Genomic DNA, 13791 nt, shown 5'->3' with positions numbered 1-13791 from the left:
GCGTTTTCGCTCAGCCGTTCCGCCGATCAGCCGATCAGCCGATCGGTCCGCGGCCCGGCTTGCCTTGCGGCAGGCGCGCGTCGTGCGTGATGACCGCAAGCAGCACGGCCCAGATGAGCGCGATGAGCGCGGTGCTCATCACGACGGTGAACACGTCGATGCTCAAACCGAAGATGATAACCGACCCCGACACCGCGATTCCGCAATAGGCGGCCGTCGAAACATCGCGGTGCGGCGATCTTCGATAGCGCACGAAATACACGAGCGGCCCGATATAAATCAATGCCAGACAAACGACGCCTGCCGCGCCCAGTTCCGCGATCGTCGAGAAAAACTCGCTATGCGCGCGCTGATTGACGATGTAGGCCGGCACCTCGCCCTTGTTCGCCAGATCCTTCAACGAGGATTCCAGATGGCCCTTGCCGACGCCCGTCGCCGGATGTGCCTCGAACAGGCGAACCGAGGCGCGCCAGAGCTGCAGGCGCGCGCCGATCGAGCTGTACGCGGCCGAGCCCTCCGCCAGGTGCTCGATGTCCGAGCGCGTCGCCATGACGCGTTCGCGGCCGAGCGGCGACGCGAGCAGCGCCGACATCGCCAGCACGGCGACCAGCAGCGCGACGAGCAAGTGACGGACCTGCCTGACCCAGCCGAAATTGAGCGAGCACAGCACGAGAAAGAGCGGAATCGCGAGCCAGCCGCCGCGCGTGCCCGACAGATATGACGCATACACGCCGCCCGCGAGCCCGAGAACTTTCACCGCGATGCCGAGGCGCCTGGCGAGCGCGCTTGGATAATCGTCCCAGCGGATCGTCATCACGGACAGAAAACCGAGCAGGAGCGCGGTGTTGCCATAGGGAATCGGATTCGTGAAATCGTTGCCGAGGCGGTTCAGATCGTTGATCGTCATGTGGAGGTTGCTGTACACCGCCCAGACGCCCACGCCGATCCCGCCCAGCGCGCAGCCCCAGCCGAGCGCCTTCAGATTCTTGATCGGAACATTCACGAGCAGCAGAAAGATCGGCAGGCTCAGCGCGAAACGCGACATCCCGTCGAACTCGCGCGGCAGGAAATAGCCTTCGATCGCCTGCTGCAGCGGCAGATAGACCATGAAGCACAGCATGCCCACGGCGTACCAGGGATAAGCGGAGACGAGCAGGCTGCCCTTGAGCCGAAACGGCTTGCTGAAGCCGGCAAAAAGCGCAATGGCGAGCAGCACGAAGAAGCAGTAACCGGTTCCACCCCGCACGACCAGCGTGCTCGCGGGCGCCAGCAAGACCAGGCTGGCGATGACGTAACGGAGATTTTTTTCCAAATCGATGAACCTGACATGGGATTGACCGGCCGGCCCGGTCGCGTGTCCCAAAAACCCGCGTTATTATAGCCGTTGCCGCCTGGCACGCTCTTCGCTATGGAGTCGATCGACCCACGGCCCGGGCGGCGTGCCAGGCAATCCACGCGTTGTGAATCCGACATGTCAGCGACACCTCTCAAGGAGCCGGGCGCGCCGCTCGCCAGCTTCCTGCTCATCACGTTCAATCAGCAAAAAACGGTCGCCGACGCGATTCGCGGCGCGCTCGCCCAGACCTGGGCGCCGCTCGAAATCCTCATTTCGGACGATGCCTCGTCCGACAACACCTTCGCCGTCGCCGAGCAATGCGTGCGCGGCTATCGCGGCCCGCACACCGTGCGGCTCTATCGCAACGAGAACAATCTCGGCATCAGCGCGCATCTGAGCGCGCTCGCGGCGCGCGCATCGGGCGAGATGCTGTTCATCGCCGCCGGCGACGATATCTCGAAACCGGAGCGCGTCGAGCGCGTGATGCGCGTGTGGCTCGACAGCGGCAAGCGCTACGACCTGATCGCGACCGACCTGCAGGACCTCGACGCCGACGGCCGGGCGCACGGCGTGCTGCGCGTGACGGACCTCGACGATTACCGCAGCTTCGAGGCGTGGTCGAGCAACCGTCCGCATCTGGTCGGCGCGGCGCACGCGTGGGCACGGCGGCTGTTCGACGTGTTCGGCCCGATTGCGCCGGGCATCTACGGCGAGGACCAGATCATGGCGTTTCGCGCGATCATGAGCCACGGCGCGCATACCTTGCACGAGCCGCTCGTGCTGTACCGGCGCGGCGGCCTGTCGAGCAAGCGCAAATGGCGCACGCCGGCGGATTTCATCGCGCGCATCAAGCTCGCGAACATCAACGGCACGGGTGAAACGCGCCAGCTCGTGAGCGACGCCGAAAAAGTCGGCGCCGGCAGCCAGATGCGCGCGCTGCTTGCCGAAAAATCCGCCCGGGAAAGCTACGTGAGCGAGGTTTTCGGCGAACGCTCGCTCGCGAGCAAGATCGCGCTGCTCGCCGCATCGAAGAATGTGAGCTTCGGCTTTCGCTTCAGAATGTTCATTTACGCGACGTGCCCGTGGCTGCTCTCGCCGTTTTTCTTCGTGAAGTGGCATTTGCGCGGATGATCGCGCTTCCTCCCGCTCAATAGAACGACAAGGCGCACCGCGCCATCCAGAGTCAACATGAAATCCCCGACGCTTGGCATCGCCATCATCACGCACAACGCGGCAGCCCGCCTCGCGCAGTGCCTGCAGGCCGTCTCCTTCGCCGACGAGATCGTCGTCGTCGACGGCGGCAGCACCGACGCGACCGTGGGCATCGCCGAGGCCCACCGCGCGCGCGTGATCGTGGCACGCGACTGGCCCGGCTTCGGCCCGCAGAAGAACCGCGCGCTCGATGCGCTCTCCACCGACTGGGTGCTCTCGATCGACGCCGACGAGATCGTCACGCCGGAACTCGCGGCCTCGATTCGCGCGGCAATGACCGATCCGCAGGCGGACGTGTACGCCGTCGATCGCCTGTCGAGCTTCTGCGGCGTGTGGGTCAGGCACAGCGGCTGGTATCCGGACTGGATTCCGCGGCTTTTCCGGCGCGGCACGGCGCGCTTCTCGCCGGATCTCGTGCACGAGCGGCTGCTGCTGTCGACAGGCAAGCCGGTCGTGCGCCTCTCCGGCAAGCTGATGCACTACTCCTACGAGAATTTCGAAGCGGTGCTGCGCAAGCTGGACGCGTATTCGACGGCGGGCGCGGAGCAGCGGCACGCGGCGGGCAAGCGCGGCAGCTTCGGCATAGCGCTTGCGCGCGGCGCGTGGGCGTTCTTGCGGACCTACGTGCTGCGCCGCGGGTTTCTCGACGGCCGCACGGGGTTCATGATCGCCGTGTTCAATGCGCAGACCGTTTATTACCGGTTTCTGAAGCTCGCGCAGTTGAACGAGTTTCGCTGAGCGTTCAACGTTTTACTTGAACGATGCCGCGCGCGAGCTCGATGAGCGCGCTCACATGCGAGGCGACATCGGCGTCATAGCGCACGGCGTCGCCCGACACGCGCGCATCGCCCCGCCGCCGCGCTTCGATGGCTTTGAGCACCGTGCGGCGCAGGTCGTCGGCGTCGCCGGATTTGAAGACGTGCTTCGCGTGATCGGCGATGGCATCGCAGCAGCCGATGCTCGCCGGAAAGATCACCGGCGTGCCGCACATCACCGACTCGATGCCGACCAGCCCGAACGGCTCGTAGCTCGACGCGAGGATCGTGAAATCCGCCGCGCGATAAGCGTCCTCGATATTCTTCGCATAGCCGATATAGCGCACGTTCGCCGCCGCTTTCTCCGGCGCGCGCCCCGCGACGGCCACGACCACGGGCAACCCGGCGAGCGCCTTCTCGATCAGCGGCAAGCCCTTGCGCTCGTGACTGCTCGACGGGAACAGCAGCACGATTTCATCGGGTTTGAAGCCGAACTGCTCGCGCAGACGCGCGCGCCCGGTTGCATCGACGGCCGAGAAACGCGCGCCGTCGACAGGCGGATAAAGCACACGGATCTTTGCGGAGTCGATGCCGTAGAGACGGCGAAGCTCGTCGCGCATCATGTCCGAATGCGCGACGATCACATCCGCTTGCTCGTACTGGCGGCGCTCCAGCGCGATCTGCCGCGCGTCCGAGCGCTTCTCGCGCCGCCCGGTCGCGCGCAGAAAGCCGATATGCGTGCCGCCGCAAATGGCGATCTCCGAGCCCTCCACGCGATTGCAGCCGATCAGCACATCGACTTTCGCCTTCCTGCGCGCGCGCTTCAGCGCCCACGAGAAATATCCGTCGCGCCACTTGCCTGGCAGGAACGACACCTCGATGCGATGCGGCTCGATCAGCCGGCTTTCCGGCAGCGACGTATCGATCCTGCGCGCGAAGAACGGGAGCTTCTCCTTGTCGTCGAAGCCCGCGGCGGCGAACCCGCGCACGAGATCCATCGCGTAGCGTTCGAGGCCGCCGGAGTGCTTCAGCGCGTTCGCCGAAATGCCGATGCGCATCAGTAGACGATTTCGATCGCGCTGCCCGCGAATTCTCCGCGCAGCGCCGTGATGAGCTCGTCGGTCGGCTTGACGCGCCACGCGTCGCCGAGACGCACTTCGCCTTCGGCGTGCTCGCTGCGATAGACGATGCTCACGTTCAGCCCGTTCGGAATCGGCGCGGACTGGCGCGAGCGGCCATTTTCGCGCGCGGGCGCGGGCGGCGGTGCTTCGGCTTGCGCGCCCGCCGCATGCGCTTCGAGGACGCGGCGCAGACGCAGGGCGTCCGCGTTGCCGTTCATCTCGACCTTCACGGACTGCGCGTAGCGGCTGCGCGCCCGCTCGAGATCCATTGCGGTGTCGACCGTGAAACGGATGCCGCCCGTGAATGCATCGTTGCGCGCCTGGCCTTGCACGACGAGCAGCTCGTCTTCCTTGAACAGCGCCTTGTTGGCCTCGAACTGCTCGTTGAAGACGGTGACTTCGCACTGGCCGCTGCCGTCGTCCAGATTGACGATCAGCATCTTGCCGCGCTGGGTCATCTGCGTGCGCATGGCGGAAATCACGCCCGCGACGAGCTTGTCGCGCCCTTCCTTCAGCTCGCCGATCTTCTGGCGCACGAAGCGGCGAACTTCGCCCTTGTACGCGTCGAACAGATGGCCCGACAGATAGAAGCCGAGCGCGGTCTTCTCCTCCTGCAGGCGCTTCTTGTCCGACCACATGGCTTCATCGACGAGTTCGTGCCTTTGCAGCGGCGCGTCGCCCATGTCGAAGAGGCCGGCTTGCATCGCGTTCGCGGCGGCCTGATCGGCGGCTTCCATCGCCAGCGGCACGGACGCGAGCAGTTGCGCGCGGTTGGCGTGCAGCGTGTCGAACGCGCCGGCGCGGATCAGCGCTTCCACCGTGCGACGGTTCACGACACGCCGGTCGATGCGCTCGCAGAAATCGAAGAGATCGACGAACGGACCGTCTTCGCGCGCGCGCAGGATTTCCTCGATCGCGTTCTGCCCGCTGCCCTTCACCGCGCCGAGGCCATAACGAATGGTCTTCGAGCGCGTGCCGTCGGCTTCCGCGACCGGCTCGAAGCGATACGCCGACTGGTTGACATCCGGCGGCAGCACCTTCATGCCGTTCGCGACGCAGTCCTCGAAGAGGATCTTCACCTTGTCGGTGTCATCCATGGCGAGCGACATGTTGGCCGCCATGAATTCCGCCGGATGGTGCGCCTTCAGCCACGCCGTGTAGTACGCGAGCAGCGCATATGCCGCCGCGTGCGACTTGTTGAAGCCGTAGCCCGCGAACTTCTCCATCAGGTCGAAGATCTCGTCGGACTTCTCGCGCGTGAGGCCGTTCTTCGCCGCGCCCTCGGCGAAGATCTCGCGATGCTTGGCCATCTCCTCGGGCTTCTTCTTGCCCATCGCGCGGCGCAGCAGGTCCGCGCCGCCGAGCGAGTAGCCGCCGATGATCTGCGCCATCTGCATCACCTGCTCCTGATAGACCATGATGCCGTAGGTCTCTTTCAGGACGGGCTCGACGCGCGGGTCCGGATACTCGACGATCTCGCGCCCGTGCTTGCGCGCGCAGAAGCTCGGAATCAGGTCCATCGGGCCCGGACGATACAACGCAACGAGCGCGATGATATCCTCGAAGCGGTCCGGTTGCGCGTCCTTCAGCATGCCCTGCATGCCGCGGCTTTCCAGCTGGAACACGGCGACGGTGTTCGCCTTCTTGAGGATCGCGAACGAGGCCGGATCGTCGAGCGGCACTTGCGCGAGATTCCAGTCCTTCTTCGACGGATCGAGGCGGCGAATGTAACGCTCGGCCCAGTCGAGAATCGTGAGCGTGGTGAGGCCCAGAAAGTCGAACTTCACGAGACCGACGGCTTCCACGTCGTCCTTGTCGTACTGGCTGACGACGCCGCCGTCTTCGCCCTGCGTGTAGAGCGGGCAAAAGTCGGTGAGCTTGCCCGGCGCGATCAGCACGCCGCCCGCGTGCATGCCGACGTTGCGCGTCAGCCCTTCCACACGCTGGGCGAGCTCGAGCAGCTGGTGCACCTCGTCTTCGCTGTCGAAGCGCTCCTGCAGCGTCGGCTCTTCCTTCATCGCATCCGCGATGGTCACGTGCTTGCCGGGCTTGAACGGGATCAGCTTGGCGACGCCATCCGTGAACATGTAGCCGAGATCGAGCACGCGGCCGATGTCGCGCACCGCCGCCTTCGCGGCCATCGTGCCGAACGTGGCGATCTGCGAGACGGCGTCGGCGCCGTACTTGCCCTTCACGTACTGGATGACGCGGTCGCGCCCTTCCTGACAGAAGTCGATGTCGAAGTCGGGCATCGACACGCGTTCCGGATTCAGGAAGCGCTCGAACAGCAGGTTGTAGCGCAGCGGATCCAGATCGGTGATGCCGAGCGCGTAGGCGACGAGCGAGCCCGCGCCCGAGCCGCGCCCCGGACCGACCGGCACGCCATTGTTTTTCGCCCACATGATGAAGTCGGCGACGATCAGGAAGTAGCCCGGAAAGCCCATCTTGATGATGGTGTCGCACTCGAAGTCGAGGCGCTTGTAGTACGTCTCGCGCTGCGCGTCGCGCTCGGCTTCATCGGGATAGAGCTGCGCGAGGCGCACTTCGAGCCCTTCCTTCGACAGCTGCACGAGGTAGTCGTCGAGCGAGAGGCCATCGGGCGTCGGGAAGAGCGGCAGCTTCGGCTTGCCGAGTTCGAGCGTGAGATTGCAGCGCTTGGCGATTTCGACGGTATTCGCGAGCGCGGAAGGAATGTCCGCGAACAGCGCGCACATCTCGTCCTGCGTGCGGAAATACTGTTCCGTCGTGAAGCGCTTCTGACGGCGCGGATTCGCAAGGATGTCGCCTTCCGAAATGCACACGCGCGCTTCGTGCGCGGTGTAGTCGTCCGGCGTCATGAATTGCAGCGGATGCGTGGCGACCACCGGCAGCCTGAGCTTCGCGGCAAGCGCGACGGCTTCCTGAATGTAAGCCTGTTCGCCCGGCTGGCCCGCGCGCTGCAGTTCGATATAGAACGCGTTCGGAAAGAGCTTCGCCCAGCGCTCGGCATGCCGTTGCGCACTGGCCGCGTTCCCCGCCGCCAGCGCCATGCCGATGTCGCCCGTCTGCGCGCCGGACAGCGCGAGCAGACCCTGCGCCAACCCTTCTTCGAGCCATTCGAGCATCACCTCGGCGCGGCCGCGATACTGGTTCGTCAGCCACGCGCGGCTCAACAGCTCGCACAGGTTGAGATAGCCTTGCCCGTCGCGCACGAGCAGAAGAAGGCGCGAAGGCTTGTCGCGATCGTCGGGATTGGTGATCCAGATGTCGCAGCCGGCGATCGGCTTGACGCCCTTGCCGCGCGCTTCCTTGTAGAAGCGCACGAGGCCGAATGCGTTGCCGAGATCGGTGAGCGCGAGCGCGCCTTGTCCGTCTTGCGCGGCAGCCTTGACGACGTCGTCCAGCCGCACGATGCCGTCGGCGATCGAGAATTCGGAGTGGACGCGGAGATGAACGAAGCGGGGATCTGACATGGCGGTATTGTACATGCGGGCCATCGCGAAAACGGGCGACGCGCAGGCGTTGGCCGAACGGATAAGGCTCTGCGCGGCGCCCTCGATTGAGCGCGCGCAAGGACGGTCGACGCGCCGCGGAGATTCCGGCGAAGCGCGCGCCGTTTGCGGGATAATACGGCTTTTGCGCGGGCCGCATGTCCTCACCTCGTCCGCATTTTTTACCCGTTACAGCCGTATCCAGCGTCGTCCGATCATGAGCATTCTGAACCTCTCCGCCTATAAATTCGTCACCATCGAAGACGGCGCGGCCTGGCGGCCGCTCGTCACCGAACGCTGCAACGCGCTCGGCCTGAAGGGCACGATCCTGCTGGCGCCGGAGGGCATCAACCTGTTCATCGCCGGGCCGATTCCCGAGGCTCGCGAATTCATCGACTACCTTCGCACGGACGCGCTCTTCGGCCGCCGCTTCGCCGATCTGCAGTTCAAGGAAAGCCTCTCCGAAAAACAGCCGTTCCGCCGCATGCTGGTGAAGCTCAAGCGCGAAATCATCACGATGAAAAAGCCCGCGATCAAGCCGGAGCTCGGCCGCGCGCCTTTCGTCGACGCGCCCACGCTGAAGGCCTGGCTCGACCGCGGCCACGACGACGAAGGCCGCCCGGTCGTGATGCTCGACACGCGTAACGCGTTCGAAGTCGACGTCGGCACCTTCGAGAACGCGCTCGATTACCGCATCACGAAATTCAGCGAGTTTCCGGAAGTAATCGAGAAGAATCGCGCGGACCTGGAAGGCAAGACGGTCGTGTCGTTCTGCACCGGCGGCATTCGCTGCGAGAAGGCCGCGATCCATATGAAGGACGTCGGCATCAAGCACGTTTATCAGCTCGAAGGCGGCATCCTCAAGTACTTCGAGGAAGTGGGCGGCGCGCATTACACGGGCGAATGCTTCGTGTTCGACTACCGTACGGCGCTCGATCCGGACCTGCAGCCGACTGCGACCTCGCAATGCTTCGGATGCCGCGCCGTGGTGTCGGTCGAGGATCAGAAGTCGCCGTTCTACAGGCCGGGCGAGACGTGCCCCGCCTGCCACCCGGACGCCAAGGTCGGCCAGGCGGCATAAGCACGCATCGATGACCTATCGCGGCCGCTTCGCGCCCTCGCCCACCGGCCCGCTGCACGCGGGATCGCTCGTCAGCGCGCTCGCGAGTTTTCTCGATGCGCGCGCGCATCGCGGCGGCTGGATCGTGCGCATCGAGGATGTCGACACCCCGCGCACCGTCGCCGGCGCCGCCGATGAAATCCTCGCGACGCTCGCGCACTTCGGCATGCATTCTGACGAGCCGCCGGTCTGGCAAAGCGAGCGCGGCGATGCATATCAGGCCGCGTTCGAACGTCTGCAGGCCACGGGCCTCATCTATCCGTGCGGCTGCACGCGGCGCGAGATCGCGGATTCGCTCGTGCACGCGCATGCGCGTCATGCGACGCTCGCGTATCCGGGCACCTGCCGCAACGGCCTGAACGGCAAGCCCGCGCGCGCGTGGCGGCTGCGCGTACCGGAAGGCGATGCGGCTCGCATCACCTTCGTGGATCGCTGGCAGGGAACGCAGACGCAGGATCTCGCAACGGAAGTCGGCGATTTCGCGCTGAAGCGCGCCGACGGCTTGTGGGCGTACCAACTCGCGGTGGTCGTCGACGATGCCGACGCCGGCATCACGCACGTCGTGCGCGGCGCCGATCTGCTCGATTCGACCGCGCGGCAAGTCTATCTGCAGCAGTGCCTCGGTGCGCCGACGCCGGCCTATCTGCATGTGCCGGTCGTCAACAGCGAGGCGGGGGAAAAACTGAGCAAGCAGACGGGCGCGGCCCCGCTCGACCGTCACGCGCCGCTCGATGCGCTCGCTCAGGCCGCGCGGCATCTCGGCATCGACGTGCCGGCCGATTCGCTCGATACCTTCTACAGCGCCGCAACGGCCGAATGGGCGAAGCGCTTCGGGCGCTAGATTCGTCGCCCGGACGCAAAAAAGGCAGCCACGCGGGCTGCCTCTTTCGATTCGACCAATAGCGGAATCAGGACGACTTGCGCGGCATGCCCAGGCCGCCGAGCAACGCCGCGAGCGGCTGCTTGGGCGCGCTCTTGCGCTCCGGCTCGACCGCTTCCTCCTGATGACGCTTCATCGCCGACGGCGACGGCTCGTAAGGCTTCAGGAAAAACTCGTCGATCGGCTGCTGCCGGCCGCGCGGACGCTCGTGTGCGCCCGCCGCGCGGCGGCGCGAACCGGCATCGTCGCGCGACGGATGACGGTGCTCGGCGCGCTCGGGACGGCCGAAGCGCTCCTCGCGGCGCGGTGCCGAACCGTCGCGGCGCGCGCGCGTCGCGACTTCGAGCTGCTCGACTTCGAGCGGACGCTTGATCAGCTTCTCGATGTCGGCCAGCTGCTTGCGCTCGTTCGCGCTGCACAGCGACAGCGCGTCGCCCGATGCGCCCGCGCGACCGGTGCGGCCGATGCGGTGCACGTAATCCTCGGCGTTGAACGGCAGGTCGAAGTTGATCACGGCGGGCAGCTCGGCGATGTCGAGACCGCGCGCGGCGACGTCGGTGGCGACGAGCGCCTCAATCTCGCCGCGCTTGAACGCGTCGAGCGCCTGCATGCGCTCGCTCTGCGAGCGGTCGCCGTGAATCGCCGTGGCCACGATGCCGTCGCGCTCCAGCACGCGCGCCAGCCGGCTCGCGCCGATCTTGCTGTTGCAGAACACGATCACCTGCTTGAGTTCGCGATCCCGGATCAGCTGCGCGACCGCGCCGGATTTGTCGCTCTCGTGCACCTCGTAGACGATCTGCCGAACATTCGTCGCGGTCGAATTGCTGCGCGCGACTTCGATCGTCTGCGGATTGCGCAGGTACGTCGCCGCGAGCTTCTTGATTTCGGGCGAGAACGTCGCCGAGAAAAGCAGCGTCTGGCGCTCCTTGGGCAGCAGATTCAGGATGCGCTGCAGATCCGGCAGAAAGCCCATGTCCAGCATGCGGTCGGCTTCGTCGAGCACGAGCATCTGCACCTGGCCCAGGTTGACCGTCTTCTGCTGGACGTGATCGAGCAGGCGCCCGGGCGTCGCGATCAGGATTTCCACGCCGCGGCGCAGCGCCTCGGATTGCGGATTCATGTCGACGCCGCCGAACACCACCGTGCTGCGCAGCGGCGTGTGCTTCGAGTAGGTCTGCACGTTGGCCGCGACCTGGTCGGCGAGTTCGCGCGTCGGCGTGAGCATCAGCGCGCGCACCGGATGGCGCGCCGGCGAGGCGCTCGTGCTGGCCATCGGCAGAAGGCGCTGGATGATCGGCAGCGAGAAGCTGGCGGTCTTGCCGGTGCCGGTCTGCGCGGCGCCCATCACGTCGCGGCCCGACAGGACGACGGGAATCGCCTGCGCCTGGATCGGCGTGGGCGTCGTGTAGCCGGACTCGCGCACCGCTTTCAGGATGTCGGCGGACAAACCGAACTGGTCGAACGTAGGCGCGGCGGCCTGTGCGGTGGACGTGTTCGTGGCGACGGAATCGGACATGGTGGCTATATGGCTATCGCTAAAGTTCCGCTGGATGCGGCGCGCGCAAGTGACCGGTCGAGTCGCGGTCGGGTCGTTCGGTCGATCTGGCGCGACCGGTCGCTTACGCGGATATGTTTCGTTGCGCTCGCGGCGCGTCAGTTGCGCGCGGGCGCGTGGTGCGGGCATTACGGCTCATTCGGCGAGCCCGGCTGCCCCGTTTCGGGCGCCGCCCGTGTTTCGGCTCGCGATCTGGCGTTCCGATGGAACACAGTTTCGATGACGTTTTCAAGGCAAGCGGCATCGCTCGTTTCTGGTCAAGCGGCTCGCACTGCTGGCAGATGCGCCGCTTGCGCCGGCATCGAACGGCGCTGCCGCACATTCGTTTTCTCTCCGGCCGCGAATGTCGAGGCCGTAAAGCCGCACATTGTAGCACCGCGCGCCGAACCACTCCGGCGGCGCGCAAGCACGATCCGGCGGACTCCGGCATGCGGCGCGCGCGCCTACTTCTTGCGCGCCTCGCAATCGGCGAGCAGCGGCGGGGAATCCTTCGCGGCCATCTCGTCGTAGAGATTGGCTTGCGGGCCCTTGGTCCACCACGTGTATTGATCGGCGACGTATTTCGCGCCCGATCCCGCGATCACGTTCACGAACAGCAGCTTGCGCCCGTCGACGGTCAGCGCCGCGAAGCTCTGATGGTTGCGCGTATTCGTGTACTGGACGCTGACGCTCTTGTTGTCCTTGCAGTCGTAGCGCGTCGTTTGCGTCGATGCGGTCTGGATCTGCGGCACGGTGAGCGGCATCGCGAGCGCCGTCTGGGCCAGCGGCGCGAGGATGCATGCGAGAAGTTTCTTCATCGTTCGGCTCGCGATTCGTTGAATGTCGATGCGAAAAAAGGCCGCTTCCGATCGCGCGGGATCGGTCAGGGATCGATCACGTCCGCGCACGCATCGGTCGGCGCGGCCGCGACATGTCCGACCACCGGCACGATCTTCAGCCCCGCCGACGCGATCCGGCACGGCGCCGCCGCGAGCCCGCAGCCCGAGAGGCCCAGGGAAGCCGCGAAGAGCGCGGCCAGCACTTTCCATTTCACTTGTCCGCTCCCGCCGGCGCAGCCGCGCCGGTCACCTGGCCGAAACCGGCCTGACCTTCGACGCGGCGAGCTTCGCGCGCTCGCGCGCCTCGTTCGTGTCGGCGCCCGTCGCCAGCGCGACGCCCATGCGGCGCTTCACGAAGCTCTCCGGCTTGCCGAAGAGCCGTAGATCCGCGCCGGGCACGGCGAGCGCTTCCGCCACGCCCTCGAACGCGATGCCCGCCTCGTCCAGCCCGCCGTAAATCACGGCGGATGCGCCCGGCGCGCGCAGCGCGGTATCCACGGGCAGGCCGAGGATCGCGCGAGCGTGCAGCTCGAACTCGGAGAACCGCTGCGTGGCGAGCGTGACGAGGCCGGTGTCATGCGGACGCGGGCTCACTTCCGAGAACCAGACATCGTCGCCGCGCACGAAGAGCTCGACGCCGAAGAGCCCGCGGCCGCCGAGCGCCGTCGTCACCTTGGCGGCGACTTCGCGCGCCTTCTCGAGCGCGGCGGGGCTCATCGCCTGCGGCTGCCACGATTCGACGTAATCGCCCGCCACCTGAACGTGACCGATCGGCTCGCAGAAACAAGTGTGCGTCTCGCCGCTCGCCGGGTCCGCCGCGCGCACGGTGAGCTGCGTGATCTCGTATTCGAAGTCGATGAATCCCTCGACGATCACACGCCCGTGATTCACGCGGCCGCCGGCCATCGCGTAATTCCAGGCGGGCTCGATGTCGGCGTCGCGCTTCAGTACCGACTGCCCCTTCCCCGACGAGGACATCACCGGTTTCACCACGCACGGAAAGCCGATCTTCGCCACCGCCGCCTTCATTTCGTCGAGCGAATTCGCAAACGCGTAGGGCGAGGTCGGCAGGCCGAGCGTCTCGGCGGCAAGGCGACGGATGCCTTCGCGGTTCATCGTGAGCTGCGTGGCGCGCGCCGTCGGGATGACGGTCGCAAGCCCGGCCGCTTCGATATCGGCGAGCGCGTCGGTGGCGATCGCCTCGATTTCCGGCACGATCAGGTGCGGCTGCTCCTTTTCGACGAGCGCGCGCAGCGCGGCGGCGTCGGTCATGTCGATCACGTGCGCGCGATGCGCGACCTGATGCCCCGGCGCGTTCGCATAGCGATCGACGGCGATCACTTCGACGCCCAGGCGCTGCAACGCGATGATCACTTCCTTGCCGAGCTCGCCCGCCCCCAGCAGCATGACGCGCGTGGCGTGCGCGGATAGCGGCGTGCCGATGCGCGCGGTGAGCGCGTTCGCGGCTTTCGGACCGGTGGCGCCGGCGCGGAGTGGATCGGTTTGCATGCGTGCTCCAGGAAT

11 protein-coding genes are annotated in these 13791 nt (G+C 66.2%); 4 read left to right on the top strand and 7 right to left on the bottom strand.

Going from position 1 to position 13791, the window contains the following annotated elements; genetic code table 11:
- Positions 1–34 precede the first annotated feature (34 nt).
- Entirely contained in the window at positions 35–1312 is a 1278-nt protein-coding gene (locus AWB83_RS27925; protein WP_087048862.1) for an O-antigen ligase family protein, read from the bottom strand.
- Positions 1313–1471: 159 nt separating this feature from the next.
- Here AWB83_RS27925 and AWB83_RS27920 point away from each other — a divergent pair, with 159 nt between their 5' ends.
- Positions 1472–2467, top strand: a complete 996-nt coding sequence (locus AWB83_RS27920) for a glycosyltransferase family 2 protein (RefSeq protein ID WP_087048861.1) — start codon at positions 1472–1474, stop codon at positions 2465–2467.
- A 57-nt stretch (positions 2468–2524) separates the two neighbouring features.
- Positions 2525–3286 (top strand): glycosyltransferase family 2 protein, encoded by a 762-nt coding sequence (locus AWB83_RS27915; RefSeq protein ID WP_087048860.1) that lies wholly within the window; start codon positions 2525–2527, stop codon positions 3284–3286.
- Positions 3287–3290: 4 nt separating this feature from the next.
- On the opposite strand, the gene AWB83_RS27910 is transcribed toward AWB83_RS27915, so the two are convergent.
- Both AWB83_RS27910 and dnaE read right to left on the bottom strand, forming a co-directional pair.
- Positions 3291–4361, bottom strand: a complete 1071-nt coding sequence (locus AWB83_RS27910; RefSeq protein WP_087048859.1) for a glycosyltransferase family 4 protein — start codon at positions 4359–4361, stop codon at positions 3291–3293.
- The gene (gene dnaE / locus AWB83_RS27905; RefSeq protein ID WP_087048858.1) at positions 4361–7891 is read right to left on the bottom strand and encodes a DNA polymerase III subunit alpha; all 3531 of its coding nucleotides are present in this window, start codon (positions 7889–7891) and stop codon (positions 4361–4363) included. Before dnaE ends, AWB83_RS27910 begins: the two co-directional genes overlap by 1 nt.
- A gap of 220 nt (positions 7892–8111) precedes the next feature.
- Between dnaE and AWB83_RS27900 the strand changes: the two genes are divergently transcribed.
- Both AWB83_RS27900 and gluQRS read left to right on the top strand, forming a co-directional pair.
- Positions 8112–8975, top strand: a complete 864-nt coding sequence (locus AWB83_RS27900) for a sulfurtransferase (RefSeq protein WP_087048857.1) — start codon at positions 8112–8114, stop codon at positions 8973–8975.
- 10 nt (positions 8976–8985) lie between these two features.
- Positions 8986–9855: a tRNA glutamyl-Q(34) synthetase GluQRS gene (gluQRS, locus tag AWB83_RS27895; RefSeq protein ID WP_087048856.1), complete on the top strand. Its 870-nt coding sequence runs from the start codon at positions 8986–8988 to the stop codon at positions 9853–9855.
- Positions 9856–9922: 67 nt separating this feature from the next.
- Here gluQRS and AWB83_RS27890 read toward each other — a convergent pair whose 3' ends face one another.
- The 4 genes from AWB83_RS27890 to purT form a co-directional block, all read right to left on the bottom strand.
- Entirely contained in the window at positions 9923–11410 is a 1488-nt protein-coding gene (locus AWB83_RS27890; RefSeq protein ID WP_087048855.1) for a DEAD/DEAH box helicase, read from the bottom strand.
- Positions 11411–11892: 482 nt separating this feature from the next.
- Positions 11893–12246 carry an MliC family protein gene (locus AWB83_RS27885; protein ID WP_087048854.1) on the bottom strand — a complete coding sequence of 118 codons (354 nt, stop codon included), beginning with the start codon at positions 12244–12246 and terminating at the stop codon, positions 11893–11895.
- A gap of 65 nt (positions 12247–12311) precedes the next feature.
- Positions 12312–12482, bottom strand: a complete 171-nt coding sequence (locus AWB83_RS36250; protein WP_143750119.1) for a DUF6726 family protein — start codon at positions 12480–12482, stop codon at positions 12312–12314.
- A gap of 31 nt (positions 12483–12513) precedes the next feature.
- Positions 12514–13674: a formate-dependent phosphoribosylglycinamide formyltransferase gene (purT, locus tag AWB83_RS27880; protein ID WP_244197917.1), complete on the bottom strand. Its 1161-nt coding sequence runs from the start codon at positions 13672–13674 to the stop codon at positions 12514–12516.
- Positions 13675–13791 lie beyond the last annotated feature (117 nt).

Origin of the sequence: Caballeronia ptereochthonis (genome assembly GCF_001545075.1) — a bacterium.
GTDB classification, from domain to species: domain Bacteria; phylum Pseudomonadota; class Gammaproteobacteria; order Burkholderiales; family Burkholderiaceae; genus Caballeronia; species Caballeronia ptereochthonis.
Note: the sequence above shows the minus strand (reverse complement) of the source record. Positions and strands in the feature narration are given on the sequence as shown.

Bases quoted from the DNA above. Each gene is read 5' to 3' on its own strand.
- gluQRS (WP_087048856.1), top strand. From the start codon at position 8,986: ATGACCTATCGCGGCCGCTTCGCGCCCTCGCCCACCGGCCCGCTGCAC.
- AWB83_RS27890 (WP_087048855.1), bottom strand. From the start codon at position 11,410: ATGTCCGATTCCGTCGCCACGAACACGTCCACCGCACAGGCCGCCGCG.
- AWB83_RS27920 (WP_087048861.1), top strand. From the start codon at position 1,472: ATGTCAGCGACACCTCTCAAGGAGCCGGGCGCGCCGCTCGCCAGCTTC.
- purT (WP_244197917.1), bottom strand. From the start codon at position 13,674: ATGCTGCTGGGGGCGGGCGAGCTCGGCAAGGAAGTGATCATCGCGTTG.
- AWB83_RS27885 (WP_087048854.1), bottom strand. From the start codon at position 12,246: ATGAAGAAACTTCTCGCATGCATCCTCGCGCCGCTGGCCCAGACGGCG.
- AWB83_RS27910 (WP_087048859.1), bottom strand. From the start codon at position 4,361: ATGCGCATCGGCATTTCGGCGAACGCGCTGAAGCACTCCGGCGGCCTC.
- dnaE (WP_087048858.1), bottom strand. From the start codon at position 7,891: ATGTACAATACCGCCATGTCAGATCCCCGCTTCGTTCATCTCCGCGTC.
- AWB83_RS27900 (WP_087048857.1), top strand. From the start codon at position 8,112: ATGAGCATTCTGAACCTCTCCGCCTATAAATTCGTCACCATCGAAGAC.
- AWB83_RS27915 (WP_087048860.1), top strand. From the start codon at position 2,525: ATGAAATCCCCGACGCTTGGCATCGCCATCATCACGCACAACGCGGCA.